Raw genomic sequence first — 15,149 nt, 5'->3', positions numbered from 1 at the left:
ATTGCCGTTTTGTACTGCGAACTCGACTACCCGAGCGGCAAAACCGCAAGGGACAGGGGCGGAATCGGAGGAAATCATCGGTCAAGCGGTTTTCAGCGCCCCCCTGCCTCTGCCATAAGCCCGGCCGTGCCCGATGCCGATCTTCTGCCTGATGCTCTCGAAGCGCTCCATGCGACCTTCGGGTTCTCCGCCTTTCGCGGCGTGCAGGAGGATGTCGTCACCCGCGTGCTGGAGGGTCGCTCCACCCTTGCGGTGATGCCCACCGGCGCCGGCAAGTCGCTGACCTACCAGCTTCCCGCCGTCATGCTGGAGGGGACTTGCGTGGTCGTCTCCCCGCTGATCGCGCTGATGCACGATCAGTTGCGCTCGGCCACCGCCAACGGCATCCGCGCCGCCACGCTGACCAGCGCCGATGCCGATCGCGGCCAGACCATGGACCGCTTCCGCGCGGGCGAGCTGGACTTGCTCTACATCGCGCCCGAACGCGCCAGCCAGCCCTATTTCCGCGAACTGCTGGAACAGTCGCGCGTCGCACTTTTCGCCATCGACGAAGCGCACTGCGTTTCCGAATGGGGCCACGATTTCCGGCCGGACTACCGACTGTTGAAACCGCTGCTCGATGCCTTCCCCACCGTCCCGCGGCTGGCACTGACGGCAACGGCGGACCATCACACCCGGTCGGACATCCTTGCCCAGCTTGGCATTCCGGACGAGGGCCTGATCGTCGCCGGGTTCGACCGGCCGAACATCCGCTATGCCATCCGCCCGCGCGAAAACGCGATGCGGCAGCTGAAGGCGGTAATGGACGAGAACCCGGGCCCGGGCATCGTCTACGCCCCCACCCGCGCCCGCGTCGAGCAACTGGCCGAAACGCTGGCCTCCGCCACCGGCCGCCGCGTGCTGCCCTATCATGCCGGGCTCGATCCCGAAGTGCGCGCGCGCAATCAGGCGGCCTTCGTCGCATCCGAAGACATGGTGATGGTGGCCACGGTCGCCTTCGGCATGGGCATCGACAAGCCGGACGTACGCTTCGTCGCCCACGCCGGCATCCCCAAGTCGATCGAGGCCTATTATCAGGAAACCGGCCGCGCCGGTCGCGACGGCGATCCCTCGGTCGCGGTGATGTTCTGGGGAGCGGACGACTTCGCCCGCGCCCGCCAGCGGCTTTCCGAGGTCGATCCCAGCCGCCAGCAGAGCGAGCGCCAGCGCCTCGATTCATTGGCTGCGCTGGTCGAGACCGCCGAATGCCGCCGCGCCGTGCTGCTGCGCCACTTCGGCGAAACGCCCGCGCAGACTTGCGGCAATTGCGACAACTGCCTGGAACCGGCGGGCGTCGTCGACGTCACCGAACTGGCCCGCAAGCTGCTTTCCGCCGTGTACCGCACCGGGCAGAGCTATGGCCTGGGCCATCTCGAAAAGGTGCTTTGCGGGATCAGCGACGACCGCGTGCTGCAACGCGGGCATGATCAGCTTTCGGTCTTCGGCATCCTGACCGAAGACGAAAAGCCGCTGCTGAAATCGCTCGCCCGCGCGCTTCAGGCACGCGGTAGCCTGCTGCCCACCGAGCATGGCGGCCTGTCGCTGGGCGGCGACGCCCGCGCGATCCTGAAGGGAGAGGCCGCCGTCGCCATCGTCGTGCCGCCCAAGCGTGAGCGCAAAAGGCGCGGCGGCGGCAGCGACAGTGGCGCCAACCCGGTCGGCCATCCGCTGTTCGAAGCGCTGCGCGCGCTGCGCCGCGATCTCGCCCAGCAGGCCGGCGTGCCGCCCTACGTCATCTTCCACGACGCCACCTTGCGCGAAATGGCCAATGCCCGTCCGGCAACGCTGGCCGAAATGGGGGCGATCGGCGGCATCGGCGCGCGCAAGCTGGAAGCCTATGGCGAGGAATTCCTGGCGGTGATCCGCCAGCACTGAAGTCCTTAGCTGGCCGCGTCCACGAACACCGCACGTTGGGCGGCGAAGGCCCGCTGGAAGGCAGGCCGCGCCTCGCCTCGCGCGACATAGCCAAGCACGGTCTCGTTGGCGGCCAGCAGGTCGGAACCGCCCAGCCGCCGCAAGACCTGCACCATCATCAGATCGCCCGCGCTGAAATAGCCGTCGAGCCATTCCTCCGTGCCGAGACGCGTGGCGAGTTCGGCCAGCCGCGCGGCGATCCGCTCCTCGATGGAAGCCAGGCGCGTTTCATACCAGGGACGCTCGCGCTCGAACAACAGGACCTCGGAGCGCTGCACGATCACCGGCTCCACCGTGCTGAGCGCCGCGAACATCCACATCACCGCCCGCATCCGCGCATCGCCGTCCTCCGGCAACAAGCCGCCATGAGTCTGCGCTAGATGCAGCACGATAGCCCCGGACTCGAACAGCGCGAGATCACCCTGTTCGTAGGTCGGAATCTGGCCGAACGGATTGCGCGAGCGATGCGCCGGCTGCTTCATCTCCTCGAACGAGACGAGCCGCACGGCATAGGGCTGGCCCACTTCCTCCAGTGCCCAACGCACGGCCATATCGCGCGCGAGGCCCCGCCCGCGATCCGGCGAGCAGGCAAAGGCGGTGATCGTCGGCTGCTGCATTATGGCGGCTCTCCGGTTTCACTGCATGATGGGCGGCGCACGGCCGTTCGGCAATAGGGAGCGTCCCCTGTTCAATGACCTTCCCATATTGCGGCACAAACAGGCCGCAGGCATCATTTGCCAATGAAAAGGCGAACCTTACTCGTTGTTCTTGCCATAAGTCTGGCGTTCGCGGACGGACTCTACCTGTTTACGCCGCGCGATACCGCGGACCAAGAAATCAACGCGGATTGGGTGGCATTCATGCCGGAACTTGAGGCGAAGCAGCGCAAGGCTAAAATCAATTTCCTGCGCTCATCGCATTCCTACGACCCCGAATATCCGCCTCTTACAATCTCCGAAAATGGGCAGGGTTTCGCGCTGTTTTCAAGGATCGCGGCCAAGTGTGAAGTAACGGCCTATTCGATCCGTTCCTATGAAACTCCATCCGGGCAGCTTTACGACATGCCGGACCGCTTCTTCATGAGCGGCATCACCAATGCGAGCGCCCAATGCCTGCAAAGCGCTTTGCCACGCGGCTACAAACTTGCCAGACTCGCGCATTCCGTGCGCCCTTCACGCATCGGCTGGGGTGAGGACGAATTGCCGCTGGCCAAAACACCACCCTAGGAATACGGCAGTTCGTCATTTGCCCCGCATGCAGTATAGAACGGCATGATCCGCATATTGATCGATGCCGACGCCTGCCCGGTGAAGGACGAAACCTACCGCGTCGCCGAGCGCTACAAAGTGCCGGTGGTGGTCGTCAGCAACAGCCCGATCCGGGTGCCGCAATCGGCGCTCATCGCGCGCAAGCTGGTGAGCGACGCCTTCGATGCCGCCGACGACTGGATCGTGGAGAACACCGCGGCGGGGACGGTGGTGATCACCGCCGATATCCTGCTGGCCGATCGCTGCCTGAAGCTGGACGCGGACGTTCTGGCGCCGAACGGCAAGCCCTTCACCATGGCCTCTATCGGCGGCGCCATCGCCACCCGCGCGATCATGGCGGACTTGCGCGCCGACGGCGACGTGATCGGCGGACCGCCGCCGTTCAGCAAACAGGACCGTTCGCGGTTCCTGTCGAGTCTGGACCAGGTGCTGGTGAAGTTGCAGCGGCGCGGCTGACCGAAGACTCGTCAGCCTAGCCGATAGGGCGTCGGATCGCCGCGTTCGCGGGTCAACATCTGGCGCGCTTCCTTGCGCAGGCGCAGGGAAACCGCTTCGCGCATTTCCTCGCCCAGCATTTCGGGAAAACCGTGAAGCGCGGCTTCGAAACCATGCTCGATCAGCGCATCGAGAACCGGCGCCTCATCAGCGCCGAACGCCCGCGCCATCAGCTTGAGCGTGCGAACGGTCTCGCGAAACTCGAAATCGGTGAGGCGCCCCGATTCAAACTCTTCCTTGCGGAGCAGGGCGCGCCGCAAATCCCAGACCATCGTCGCACTCCCATCGGTGGGTATGCGACGGCTTAGCTTTCCCGCTGGTCGAAGGAAACCGGCACTGCGAGCCGGAACGGCAGATCGGGCGAGGCGATGCGCGATTCGGTGCCGTTATCGTGGATCAGCACCGCGCGGCCGACGCCGGGCGTCGCCACCACGGCCACCACGCTGTCCACCCATTCGTGCAGCAGCGCCTTGGCGCGGGCCAACTCGGCTTCGGCACGGGTGGTGGTGCCCGAGGCTTCAAGCTCGGCTTCGAGTTCGACGATCCGGGCGGTCGCCTCACCAATACGGTCGGTGTTCTCGCTCATGATCGGTGTCCTCGGCAGATAACGTCCGCCTAGGTGGCTACCGATGCCGTGCGAGGCAAGGCCGAAGCCCCGCCAATCGCCCACACGTTGAGTTTGGGCGGCGGCAAGCCATTCGCATCCACGAACGGCCTGCCGCAGATTCGGGCCTTAAAGCGGGTTATCCAGCTTGATGACTTCTTCCTCGCTCGCGCGCTGGGTGGTCTTCAGCTGGCGCGGGGCGTTGAAGCTGTCGAGCACCGGCTTGTCCCGGCCGTAGATATCGTTGAACGACGTCAGTTGGCCGTCGATCGCGCGCGCGAAAGTGAAGTACGAGATGTAGACCGGGAAGGTCCGCGTCATCTCCACCTTGGTATACTGGCCGGAGCGCGAGATGTCAGCCGCTTCGGTCGCGGTCTTCTGCGCGCCCAGGATCGCCATCGTCATGCCCAGTTCCACCGCGCGCTCGGTGCGGATGCAGCCGTGGCTGAACGCGCGCACGTCGGCATTGAAGTATTGCTTGGATGGAGTGTCGTGCAGGTAGATCGCGTGCGGGTTGGGCATGTCGATCTTCATCAGGCCCAGCGAGTTGCCCGGCCCCGGCTGCTGGACCACGGTGATCACGCCGTCCGCGCTCTTGGTCGCCTTGTAGCCGGCCGATTTCGCCCAGCCCGGATTGTTCAGCACTTTCGCGCCGAGCCCTTCGCCCTTCACGATCGACTGCGGCACCGTCCAGGTGGGGTTGAAGACCACCGCCGTCACCGTTTCGGCCAGCTGCGGCGTCGCCGTGCGGCCGGGCTTGCCGACCACCGTCTTGTAGGTGCGGATGATCTTGTTCTTCACCACCAGGCGAAGCTGGAATTCCGGCACGTTGGTCATCAGGTAGACGTCGCCCAGATCGCGGGCGAGCCAGCGCCAGCGATCCATGTTGGCCTGGATCAGCGCGCGCTTCGCCTTGTCCGTCGCCGGCGTGGCATTGTACGCGGCCTTCAGCGCGGCATAGTCCGGATTGGTGGGCGCCAGTTTGTCGACCACGCCGGCGATGTCATGGTCCGAAAGTGCCTGCGCCATGAGCTGCGCGGTGGGCATCACGTCCTGATCGGGATCGACCGCGAACCACTGCACGCGCGCCGTCATCGGCGTGCGGCCATCACGAAGATCCTCGATCAACCAGCCGAACACGCGGCTGGCCAGCTGGTCCAGCTCGTCACCCTCGCCCTTGGCGATCGCCGCCTTCAACGCGGCGGGCTGGTAATCTGCCGGAACCAGGCCTTCCTTGCCGATATAGCCGATCGTCTGGAGCAGTGCCTTGGCGTCCGCCAAAGACCACGACATCACCGGCTCCGCCAGCAGCGCGTCGTGCTGACCAGGCTGACCGGGCGCGGGCGCCGCAATCGGCACCACCGGGGGCACGCCGCCGGGGGCGGACGTTGGCCCAGTCGTCGGAGCGGCCGTTGGCACCGAAGAGGGCGTAGCCTTCGGCGTCGGTGCCGAGGAGGGCGTAGCCTTGGGTTGCGCGGTCGCGGCAGGTTGCGGTGTTGCCTGCGCGGCGGGCAGGATCGAGGTGGGCGTCGAAAGCTTCTTGGCCTTCGGGGTCGCCGTGGTGTCCGTTTTCTGAGCCACCACGGGCTGCGCCACCAGGCCCGTTGCCGCGACAACCGCCAGCACGCTGCAACCGAACCGCTTCAAACTCGCCATCTTGTCCTGAACCTGTCTGTCATAAAGCCCACGTCGTCATGCATGGGGGAACCGCGGCCGCGAAAACCGGCTGCCGGATAAATCCGCTTTGCCCCCATATAGTGCCCAATTCAAGGATTTCGCCTGACCCTGCGATGAATTGCTTGCGCGCAGGCTTGCAGGGGGCGACAGGCAAGCGGTCATGCACGCGCCGGCGCCCTCCTCCTCTCCGATCCACCAATCGCTGTTCGCGCGATCCGCGCCCGTGCTGGCAGTCGTCGCCGGTATCGCCACGTTCAGCATGATGGACGCGACGATCAAGGGCGCCTCGCTGGCCGTGGGCGTCTATACCGCACTGCTGCTGCGCAACCTGTTCGGCACGCTGATGACCTTTCCGCTATGGCTGGCGGCCGGCAGGCCCACCCCCACACGCCCGGTTCTGACGGTCCATGTGCAGCGCGCGGCGATCACTTCGGCCATGGCCGCACTCTTTTTCTATGGCCTTGCACGAATTCCTATGGCCGAGGGGATGGCCTTGTCTTTCCTCTCGCCGATCATCGCGCTCTATTTCGCAGCGCTGCTTCTGGGCGAGAAGATCCGCCCGCAGGCTATCCTCGCCTCGTTGCTCGGGGTCGTCGGCGTCGTGGTGATACTGGCCGGAAAGCTGGGCGGCGGCGAATATTCGCAGCAGGCGGTGCAGGGAACGGTGGCCGTCCTCGTCTCCTCGGTCTTCTATGCGGTGAACCTCGTGCTCCAGCGGAAGCAGGCCCTGCTGGCCAGGCCGGTGGAAGTGGCGATGTTCCAGAACCTTGGCGTAACCTTGATTTTCCTGGCTTTTTCGCCTTGGCTGGCGGTCGTTCCCGATCTTCGCAGCCTGGGCTTCATCCTTGCCGGCGCGGCCTTGGCGACCAGTGCATTGCTTTTTCTTTCATGGGGTTACGCCCGCGCCGAAACGCAAGTGCTGCTCCCCATCGAGTACACCGGTTTCCTCTGGGCCGCGCTGCTGGGCTGGCTGATGTTCGGAGAGCGGCTGGGCATGGCCACCGTTGCAGGCACATTGCTGATCGTTGCGGGCTGCTGGATCGGTGCAAGAAACGCAAGTCACACATCGTAGGTCAGTACCCGCCCCCCCTTGACCTTATGGTCCGGAACGCGCATCGGCGGGGCCGCAGACTCCGCTTTGTCGCGATGCAGCACGGCGATCCTTTTCGGGACCTGGCCAGTTCGGTTCCGTGAAGGGGGCCGCGCTATTGGCGGCAGGCTCCATACAGAAGGGGATAATACCCAAATGACCCAGGTCGGACAGGATACGCTCGGTACCCGCAGCACCATGACCGTCGGCGACAAGCAGGTCGCCTACTACTCGCTCAAGAAAGCATCCGAGAAGCTTGGCGACATCAGCCGCCTGCCGTTCTCGATGAAGGTGCTGCTGGAAAACCTGCTGCGCTTCGAAGACGGCGGCTTCACCGTTTCGACCGATCACGTCCAAGCGGTGGTCGACTGGCAGAAGAACCCCACCACCGGTGACGAGATCCAGTACCGTCCCGCGCGCGTTCTGCTGCAGGACTTCACCGGCGTGCCCTGCGTGGTCGACCTTGCCGCGATGCGCGACGCGATCGCCAAGCTCGGCGGTGACACCAGTAAGATCAACCCGCTGGTCCCCGTGAACCTGGTGATCGACCACTCGGTCATGGTCGACGAATTCGGCCACCCCAAGGCGTTCGAAGAGAACGTGGAGATCGAATACCAGCGCAACATGGAGCGCTACGACTTCCTCAAGTGGGGTTCCAAGTCGCTCGCCAACTTCTATGCGGTTCCCCCGGGCACCGGCATCTGCCACCAGGTGAACCTGGAAAACATCGCCAAATCGGTGTGGACCAGCGAAGACCAGAACGGTGAAACGGTTGCCTATCCCGACACTTGCGTCGGCACCGACAGCCACACCACCATGGTCAACGGCCTGGGCGTGCTGGGCTGGGGCGTCGGCGGCATCGAGGCGGAAGCCGCGATGCTGGGCCAGCCGGTCTCGATGCTGATCCCCGAAGTCGTCGGCTTCAAGTTCGTGGGCGAACTGAAGGAAGGCGTCACCGCCACCGACCTCGTCCTCACCTGCACCTCGATGCTGCGCAAGCACGGCGTCGTCGGCCGCTTCGTCGAATACTTCGGCCCCGGCCTTGCCTCGCTGTCGCTGGCCGACCGCGCGACGCTGGCCAACATGGCCCCCGAATACGGCGCAACCTGCGGCTTCTTCGGCATCGACGACAAGACGCTGGACTACCTGCGCCTCACCGGCCGCGAGGAAGAGCAGATCGCCCTCGTCGAAGCCTATGCCAAGGAACAGGGCTTCTGGATGGAAGCCGGCGCTGCCGATCCGATCTTCTCGTCCACCCTCGAACTCGACATCTCGACCGTCGTGCCCTCGCTCGCCGGCCCGAAGCGTCCGCAGGACTGGGTTGCCCTTCCCGACGTCGACGACGTGTTCAACAAGGACATGGCAGAGACCTACAAGAAGTCGGCCCAGCGCGTTCCGGTCGAAGGCAAGGACTTCGACATCGGTGACGGCGACGTCATGATCGCCGCCATCACCAGCTGCACCAACACCTCGAACCCGAGCGTGCTGGTCGCCGCCGGCCTCGTCGCCAAGAAGGCAGACGAGCTGGGCCTGAAGCCCAAGCCCTGGGTGAAGACCTCGCTCGCCCCCGGTTCGCAGGTCGTCACCGACTACCTGAACAAGGCCGGCTTGCAGTCGCACCTCGACAACATCGGCTTCAACCTGGTCGGTTACGGCTGCACCACCTGCATCGGCAACTCGGGCCCGCTCGCCGAACCGATCTCGAAGGCGATCAACGAGAACGGCCTGGTCGCCAGCGCCGTGATCTCGGGCAACCGCAACTTCGAAGGCCGCGTCTCGCCGGACGTGCGCGCGAACTTCCTGGCCTCGCCGCCGCTGGTCGTCGCCTACGCTCTGAAGGGCACCGTGGTGGAAGACTTCACCACCACCCCGATCGGCGTCAGCAAGGACGGCACCGACGTGTTCCTGAAGGACATCTGGCCGACCAACAACGAAGTGGCCGAAACCATGGCCACCTGCATGGACCGTCCGATGTTCCAGGCCCGCTATGCCGACGTCTACAAGGGCGACAAGCACTGGCAGGCGATCAACGTCACCGGTTCGGAAACCTACTCGTGGCGCGCCGGTTCGACCTACGTCGCCAACCCGCCGTACTTCGAAGGCCTGGAAATGACCCCGGCGCCGGTGAACGACATTATCGAGGCGAAGCCGCTGCTGATCCTCGGCGATTCGATCACCACCGACCACATCTCGCCGGCCGGTTCGATCAAGGCCGACAGCCCGGCGGGCCAGTGGCTGATGGAGCACCAGGTCGCCAAGGCGGACTTCAACTCCTACGGTTCGCGCCGTGGCCACCACGAAGTCATGATGCGCGGCACTTTCGCCAACATCCGCATCCGCAACGAAATGGTCCCCGGCATCGAAGGCGGCATGAGCCGCTTCGGTGAAGAGGTTCTGCCGGTCTACGACGTGGCGCAGAAGTACAAGGAGCAGGGCACCCCGATGGTGGTCGTGGCCGGCAAGGAGTACGGCACCGGTTCGTCGCGCGACTGGGCGGCCAAGGGCACCAACCTTCTGGGCGTCCGCGCCGTGATCGTCGAGAGCTTCGAGCGTATCCACCGTTCGAACCTGGTCGGCATGGGCGTGCTGCCGCTGCAGTTCAAGGATGGCGACACCCGCCAGACCCTGGGCCTGACCGGCGACGACGCCTTCACGATCAAGGGCGTTGCCAGCCTGAAGCCGCGCCAGGACGTGGAAGTCGAAGTGACCCGTCCAGACGGTTCGACCTTCACCTTCACCGCGCTGTGCCGCATCGATACCGCCAACGAAGTGGAATACTTCAACAACGGCGGCATCCTGCAGTACGTGCTGCGCAAGCTGGCCGCCTAAGCGACCAGCCGCCTTACCGGCTCAAGAAGGAAGCCCCGTCCCGCCTCGTGCGGGGCGGGGTTTTTCTTTGCCGTGAAAATCCGCGACACGCGGATTTTGCGGTGCCGCATGGAAATGCCGCAGGCATTTCCAACAAACCAAAGAAAAAGGGGTGAGCGCCCCCCGACGCACACCCCTTTCTCCAGACCGGCCGCCTTGGGTCGGCTCGGCCCGGACCCGCGCCCTCAGGCGGATCCCTTCTTTGCCAACCGCTGACGGCCGATCACGGCAGCAGCGGCGGCGCCGAACAGGATCAGCATCGGCGGCGCAGGGACGTCGTGTGGCGGCGGCGGCGGTGGCGGACCGCCCGACCCACCCGACGTGGAGGAACTGGTGCTCGACGAGGTCGACGAAGACGTCGAACTCGAAGTGGAAGAGGACGTCGACGACGAAGTGGAGGACGAGCTCGACGTGCTGGTGCTGCTCGAGACGTTGCCCGAGCTGGACGTGCTGGTCGAAACGTCGCCCGATGTCGAGCTGGTCGAGGTGATCCCGCCGGTGGTCGTCGTGGAAGTGATCCCGCCCGTCGACGTGGTCGAAGTGACGCCGCCCGTTGAGGTGGTCGAGGTGAGACCGCCGGTGGAGGACGAAGACGAGGTCGAACCGCCGCTGCTGCTGGAACTGGATCCGCCGGAAGACGTCGATGTCGAACCGGTGGAAGTCGACGTGGAACTGATAACGACGTTGCCGCCACTCGATCCGCTACCGCCGCCGCCGAAGAACCCGCCGAAGAACCCGCCGCCGAAGCCACCGCTCGATCCGCCGCCGCCGATCACGACCGGCGCGACGCTACCGCCGCCGGAAACGACAGGCGCGGCAATCGGCGCGGGCGGAATGTAGGCCGGCGGCAATGCGGCCGCCATGACGGGTTCTACCGGGCGCGGGATATCGCGACGGGCATGGACCGGGGTGCCGGCCGAGGCACGGGGAGGAATCGCGCGGCGGGCCGGTTTCTTGGCGACCTTCGCCACCTTGGCCTGCTTCAGCTTGTGGTATTCCACGCCGCTGGCCTGCGTTTCGGCAACGTGAACCGCGCCGCCGCCAATGATCGCACAGCCTGCCGCACAGGCAGACAGTTTCGCCAAAGCCATTCGAACCGACATACCGTCTCTCTCTTCCCTCGGACCTCCCGACAGCGGCCGGCGCCGCATCAGACCGAACTTGTTCCCTACAAAGCGCAGAGCTGGGTTAAGGGAACAATGCCGTTAACCGGGTTTCATGGCTAAGAACGCGTTAAAACGCACCCGATTTGACGATCGGATTCAAGACTGTACCGAAGCGGGACTACCGTAAGCCCGGTTTGTAAACTGACCCGACAGTTTCGGTCCCTTACCCGGCCCTCAACCCGGCCCCGAACCGGCCGGTGCACGATCACGCCGTCGGTGGGTCAGTCCACCTGCGAATCGAAAAGTCCGCCCTGCCCAGCTTGCTGCGGCGGCGTCATTCCCAGGTGCGTCCAGCCCCGATCATTGAGGCAGCGCCCCCGCGCGGTGCGGGCGATCAGGCCCAGCTGGATCAGGTAGGGTTCGATCACTTCCTCGATAGTGTCGCGCGGTTCGGACAGGCCCGCCGCCAGCGTCTCCACGCCGACCGGGCCGCCCTTGTAGATATCCGCGATCATCCGCAGGTAGCGCCGGTCCTGCGCGTCGAGACCGATCGAATCGACTTCCAGCCGGGTTAGCGCATCGTCGGCGATGGCGTGGGTGATCACGTCCGAACCGGCAACATGGGCAAAGTCGCGCACACGGCGCATCAGGCGCCCCGCCACGCGCGGGGTTCCACGCGAGCGGCGCGCGATTTCGGTCGCCCCGCCCCTGTCCATGCCGATGCCCAGCAGGCCGGCACCGCGCGTGACCACCTTTTCCAGTTCCTCCACCGTGTAGAACTGCAGCCGCACGGGAATGCCGAAACGGTCCCGAAGCGGCGTCTGGAGCAGGCCCTGCCGCGTCGTCGCCCCCACCAGCGTGAAGGGCGGCAGATCGATCCGCACCGAACGCGCGGACGGCCCCTCACCGATGATGAGGTCCAGCGCACGGTCCTCCATCGCCGGATAGAGCACTTCCTCGACCACGGGATTGAGGCGGTGGATTTCGTCGATGAACAGCACGTCGCCATGCTCGAGATTGGTCAGCAGCGCGGCCAGATCGCCTGCCTTGGCGATCACCGGCCCGCTGGTGGCACGGAATCCCACACCCAGCTCGCGCGCGACGATCTGCGCCAGCGTGGTCTTGCCAAGGCCGGGCGGGCCGAAGAACAGCGTATGATCCATCGCCTCGCGCCGCGACTTGGCGCTTTCGATGAACACGCGAAGATTGTCCTTCGCCGCCGCCTGCCCAACGAATTCGGCCAAAGTCTTCGGCCGCAACGCCGCGTCGGCGTCCTCGGGCTGGCGGGTGGAGGTGAGGATGGGGTTATCGGTCATTGGCTCGGCGTCTGGCGAGAAAGGAAGGCGGGAACGAAGGCAGGACGACGATGCCCTGGCCAAAAGCCCGACGATGAAAACTTGGCAATCCCGTCATGCTGAACTTGTTTCAGCATCCATGGCTCCGCACTCACCGGAGGATGCGGAAAGAGCGACAGCCTTGCACCTATATTCTTGCAAGCGGGCATTACGGCACGCTCTACATCGGCGTCACTTCCAACCTCGCCGGTCGCCTCTGGCAGCACCGCAGCGACGCGCTTACCGGATTCTCGCAACGATACCATGTCCACCGCCTCATCCATTTCGAGCTGTTCGGCGACATGGAGCGCGCCATCACCCGCGAGAAGCAGTTGAAGAACTGGCACAGGCAGTGGAAGATCAACCTCATCAATGCGGCAAACCCGGAATGGCAGGACTTGACGGCAGAGTTGGGCTTGCCGGCGATGGCTCCGGGCAAGCCGAAAGATGGATCCTGAAACAAGTTCAGGATGACGTGGCTTCTGAAGGAGTGGGACGTTCACCCCGCCGCCCTCTTCAGCGCCACACGGACAAGGTCGTTGAGGCCCGCATCCTCGCCCAGTTCCTCGACCGCCTTGCCCACCGCCACGCTGGCGACCGCAGGCTTGAACCCCAGGTTCTGGAGCGCCGAGATGGCATCGGCACTGGAAAATCCGGCAGGCGCAGCCACGGCGGCAATCCCGGGCGCACCGGGCACGGTGGGCATGCCGCCCGCCTTGTCCTTCAATTCGTTGACGATGCGGCTGGCCAGCTTCGGGCCAACGCCGTTGGCGCGCGCGACCATCGCGGAATCGCCACCGGCGCAGGCGCGCTGCAATTCTTCGGTCGTCAGCGCCGAAAGGATCGCCAGCGCCACTTTCGATCCCACGCCCTGCACCGCCGTCAGCAGACGGAACCAGTTGCGCTCCGCCCCGCTGGTGAACCCGATCAGGCGCTGATCTGTCTCGCTGACCTGCATCTCGGTATGGACGACCACCTTGTCGCCCCGGATGCCGAGATGATCGAGCGTGCGCGCCGAACAGTGGACGAGATAGCCCACACCGTTCACGTCGATGATGGCCCAGTCCGGACCGGTGTCGTCGAGCAGACCTGTGAGCTTGGCGATCATGGTTTGTTCCTATGGCACGAAGCCGAGTCGCGCGGCAAGGGCGTTCATCGACTGTCCCCCGGAACTGCGTTCGCCCGGTCCGATGACAGCGCGAATCATGCGTGCTAACGCCCGGAATATGGGAACGAACACGATGTCCGCGGGGGCGGGGGATCATCGGTGGCCGCTATGGACTGCTCTGCCGGTCGTTATCGCGGCGATCGCGCTGCGCATCCTGCATTTCGCGCCTTTCGAGATCATGCACGCCGATGAGCTGATGCAGTATCTCGAACAGGGCAATCGACTGGTCACCGGGCAAGGCCTGATACCGTGGGAAGCGCATTTCGGCCTGCGCAACGGCCTTATCGAACAATTCATGGCCCTGTTCCTGTGGGTGGGGCACGCGCTTTCGGGCGATCAGATCTTTGCAGTGATGACGGCGCGGATCGCCTTTGGCGCGGTTACCTTGCTGATCCTGCCCGCAGCCTGGAAACTGGGCGCACTGACATCACGCCGCCATGCCCTCGTTGCCCTGTTCGTGGTGGGAATCTGGTGGGAATCGGTGCTGTTCAGCGAATTGCTGCTTTCCGAAAGCCTGGCCAGCGCGCTGCTTCTGCTGGCCGCCGCGCCGCTGCTGGCCGATGGCACGTCCGCGAGCAGCCGATCGCGGGCGGGAAGCGGCTTCCTGCTTGGCCTCGGCCTGTTGGCGCGGATCCAGTATGCGCCGTTCGTCGCGGTTCTGGCTGTCGGATCGTTGCGACTGGACTGGCGGCGCTGGCAGCCGGTCGTGCTGGGCGGATTGGCCGCCGCGCTTGTGGGGGCGGCGAGCGATCTTGCCATGGGCCGCGTGCCCTTCGCATGGATTGCCGTCAACGTCTCGATGAACATCGGTCAGGGCATGGCGGCTCGTTTCGGGGTGTCCGGTCCGTTCGCCTATGCGATCGGGCTCTACACGCACCTTGCACCGATCATGGTGCCGGCGGTTATCGCCGCGCTTCTGGCAGGCAGACGCTATTGGCCGCTGATGGCGGCAGCCGCGGCGAACGCCCTGTTCCACAGCATGATCGCCCACAAGGAATACCGGTTCGTCTGGCTGACCACGTTGACGATCCTGATTCTGGCAGCGATCGCCACGGTACGGCTGGCGGACCGTATTGCCGAACGACGCAAGGGCGCGGCCGGTCCTGCCGGCATCGCGATCGTCTGCCTGGTCTGGCTGGCTGCCTCATGCGCGTCGGAATACAAGAGCGGGGGCTATTCGGCATTGCGCGGTGGCGGTGCCGTACCGCGGCTCGCCTTGCGCGCGCTGGACGATCCGCGCACTTGCGCGATCGCGCTGGATTTCGAACTCAAGGCGCATCTCGTGCCGGCCCTGCTGCCCCGGCCGGTTCCCATTCTGTTGCTCCCCACGCAAGGCAGAACGGTGTCCGGCCCTCTTCCCCAGGGATTGATGCAAGGCGCCAACGCGTTGATTCTGGGTTCATCGCCACCGCCGATTCCCGGCTGGCGGCGCGAAGCGTGCGATGCGATGGGTGACCAGCAAGCCTGTCTTTTCCGCCGCAGCGGCGGGTGCGCGCCTGCGCCCGCATGGTCCTACCAGAAGATGATCGATGGCGACGTAGATCAGGCGACACGGGCGGGACACGGCTCTCCGAACCAACGCTGAA

14 protein-coding genes are annotated in these 15,149 nt (G+C 65.1%); 8 read left to right on the top strand and 6 right to left on the bottom strand.

All coding sequences use genetic code 11. The annotated features are described in order from the left end of the window. Nucleotides 1-126: 126 nt before the first annotated feature. Nucleotides 127-1,914, top strand: coding sequence for a DNA helicase RecQ (gene recQ / locus WBP06_RS16965; RefSeq protein ID WP_395330098.1), 1,788 nt, complete (start codon nt 127-129; stop codon nt 1,912-1,914). Nucleotides 1,915-1,919: 5 nt separating this feature from the next. Here the strand turns inward: recQ and WBP06_RS16960 are convergent, their stop codons facing one another. Further along, on the bottom strand, nt 1,920-2,570 hold the full coding sequence (locus WBP06_RS16960) for a glutathione S-transferase family protein (RefSeq protein WP_395330096.1): 651 nt from the start codon (nt 2,568-2,570) through the stop codon (nt 1,920-1,922). 123 nt (nt 2,571-2,693) lie between these two features. Here WBP06_RS16960 and WBP06_RS16955 point away from each other — a divergent pair, with 123 nt between their 5' ends. Together WBP06_RS16955 and WBP06_RS16950 are read left to right on the top strand one after the other, a co-directional pair. Beyond that, entirely contained in the window at nt 2,694-3,179 is a 486-nt protein-coding gene (locus tag WBP06_RS16955) for a hypothetical protein (protein WP_395330094.1), read from the top strand. 45 nt (nt 3,180-3,224) lie between these two features. Continuing rightward, nucleotides 3,225-3,677, top strand: coding sequence for a YaiI/YqxD family protein (locus WBP06_RS16950; RefSeq protein ID WP_395330092.1), 453 nt, complete (start codon nt 3,225-3,227; stop codon nt 3,675-3,677). 11 nt (nt 3,678-3,688) lie between these two features. Here the strand turns inward: WBP06_RS16950 and WBP06_RS16945 are convergent, their stop codons facing one another. The 3 genes from WBP06_RS16945 to WBP06_RS16935 all read right to left on the bottom strand — a co-directional run bounded on the left by WBP06_RS16945 (nt 3,689) and on the right by WBP06_RS16935 (nt 5,976). Further along, nucleotides 3,689-3,988 carry a hypothetical protein gene (locus WBP06_RS16945; RefSeq protein WP_395330089.1) on the bottom strand — a complete coding sequence of 100 codons (300 nt, stop codon included), beginning with the start codon at nt 3,986-3,988 and terminating at the stop codon, nt 3,689-3,691. A 32-nt stretch (nt 3,989-4,020) separates the two neighbouring features. Continuing rightward, a complete protein-coding gene (locus WBP06_RS16940; RefSeq protein WP_395330086.1) occupies nt 4,021-4,302 on the bottom strand; it encodes a hypothetical protein in 282 nt (93 codons plus the stop codon). Nucleotides 4,303-4,449: 147 nt separating this feature from the next. Then, nucleotides 4,450-5,976 carry a L,D-transpeptidase family protein gene (locus WBP06_RS16935; RefSeq protein WP_395330084.1) on the bottom strand — a complete coding sequence of 509 codons (1,527 nt, stop codon included), beginning with the start codon at nt 5,974-5,976 and terminating at the stop codon, nt 4,450-4,452. 181 nt (nt 5,977-6,157) lie between these two features. On the opposite strand from WBP06_RS16935, the gene WBP06_RS16930 reads away from it, so the two are divergent. The 3 genes from WBP06_RS16930 to WBP06_RS16920 all read left to right on the top strand — a co-directional run bounded on the left by WBP06_RS16930 (nt 6,158) and on the right by WBP06_RS16920 (nt 10,795). Then, nucleotides 6,158-7,069: a DMT family transporter gene (locus WBP06_RS16930; protein ID WP_395330082.1), complete on the top strand. Its 912-nt coding sequence runs from the start codon at nt 6,158-6,160 to the stop codon at nt 7,067-7,069. Nucleotides 7,070-7,243: 174 nt separating this feature from the next. After that, on the top strand, nt 7,244-9,916 hold the full coding sequence (acnA, locus tag WBP06_RS16925) for an aconitate hydratase AcnA (protein ID WP_395330080.1): 2,673 nt from the start codon (nt 7,244-7,246) through the stop codon (nt 9,914-9,916). 372 nt (nt 9,917-10,288) lie between these two features. After that, a complete protein-coding gene (locus tag WBP06_RS16920) occupies nt 10,289-10,795 on the top strand; it encodes a hypothetical protein (RefSeq protein ID WP_395330077.1) in 507 nt (168 codons plus the stop codon). Nucleotides 10,796-11,342: 547 nt separating this feature from the next. Here the strand turns inward: WBP06_RS16920 and ruvB are convergent. Then, nucleotides 11,343-12,377, bottom strand: a complete 1,035-nt coding sequence (ruvB, locus tag WBP06_RS16915; protein ID WP_395330075.1) for a Holliday junction branch migration DNA helicase RuvB — start codon at nt 12,375-12,377, stop codon at nt 11,343-11,345. Nucleotides 12,378-12,472: 95 nt separating this feature from the next. Here ruvB and WBP06_RS16910 point away from each other — a divergent pair, with 95 nt between their 5' ends. Then, on the top strand, nt 12,473-12,853 hold the full coding sequence (locus WBP06_RS16910) for a GIY-YIG nuclease family protein (protein WP_395330072.1): 381 nt from the start codon (nt 12,473-12,475) through the stop codon (nt 12,851-12,853). 41 nt (nt 12,854-12,894) lie between these two features. Here WBP06_RS16910 and ruvA read toward each other — a convergent pair whose 3' ends face one another. Continuing rightward, the gene (gene ruvA / locus WBP06_RS16905; protein ID WP_395330069.1) at nt 12,895-13,503 is read right to left on the bottom strand and encodes a Holliday junction branch migration protein RuvA; all 609 of its coding nucleotides are present in this window, start codon (nt 13,501-13,503) and stop codon (nt 12,895-12,897) included. 133 nt (nt 13,504-13,636) lie between these two features. Between ruvA and WBP06_RS16900 the strand changes: the two genes are divergently transcribed. Continuing rightward, nucleotides 13,637-15,148, top strand: a complete 1,512-nt coding sequence (locus WBP06_RS16900) for a hypothetical protein (protein WP_395330066.1) — start codon at nt 13,637-13,639, stop codon at nt 15,146-15,148. Nucleotide 15,149: the final 1 nt, after the last annotated feature.

Source organism: Novosphingobium mississippiense (assembly GCF_044029535.1).
GTDB lineage: Bacteria > Pseudomonadota > Alphaproteobacteria > Sphingomonadales > Sphingomonadaceae > Novosphingobium.
The sequence above is the reverse complement of the archived record's forward strand: the minus strand, read 5'-3'. Positions and strand labels throughout refer to the sequence as shown.

Bases quoted from the DNA above. Each gene is read 5' to 3' on its own strand.
- WBP06_RS16960 (WP_395330096.1), bottom strand. From the start codon at position 2,570: ATGCAGCAGCCGACGATCACCGCCTTTGCCTGCTCGCCGGATCGCGGG.
- WBP06_RS16955 (WP_395330094.1), top strand. From the start codon at position 2,694: ATGAAAAGGCGAACCTTACTCGTTGTTCTTGCCATAAGTCTGGCGTTC.
- WBP06_RS16950 (WP_395330092.1), top strand. From the start codon at position 3,225: ATGATCCGCATATTGATCGATGCCGACGCCTGCCCGGTGAAGGACGAA.
- WBP06_RS16945 (WP_395330089.1), bottom strand. From the start codon at position 3,988: ATGGTCTGGGATTTGCGGCGCGCCCTGCTCCGCAAGGAAGAGTTTGAA.
- WBP06_RS16940 (WP_395330086.1), bottom strand. From the start codon at position 4,302: ATGAGCGAGAACACCGACCGTATTGGTGAGGCGACCGCCCGGATCGTC.
- WBP06_RS16935 (WP_395330084.1), bottom strand. From the start codon at position 5,976: ATGGCGAGTTTGAAGCGGTTCGGTTGCAGCGTGCTGGCGGTTGTCGCG.
- WBP06_RS16930 (WP_395330082.1), top strand. From the start codon at position 6,158: ATGCACGCGCCGGCGCCCTCCTCCTCTCCGATCCACCAATCGCTGTTC.
- acnA (WP_395330080.1), top strand. From the start codon at position 7,244: ATGACCCAGGTCGGACAGGATACGCTCGGTACCCGCAGCACCATGACC.
- ruvB (WP_395330075.1), bottom strand. From the start codon at position 12,377: ATGACCGATAACCCCATCCTCACCTCCACCCGCCAGCCCGAGGACGCC.
- WBP06_RS16910 (WP_395330072.1), top strand. From the start codon at position 12,473: ATGCTGAACTTGTTTCAGCATCCATGGCTCCGCACTCACCGGAGGATG.
- ruvA (WP_395330069.1), bottom strand. From the start codon at position 13,503: ATGATCGCCAAGCTCACAGGTCTGCTCGACGACACCGGTCCGGACTGG.
- WBP06_RS16900 (WP_395330066.1), top strand. From the start codon at position 13,637: ATGTCCGCGGGGGCGGGGGATCATCGGTGGCCGCTATGGACTGCTCTG.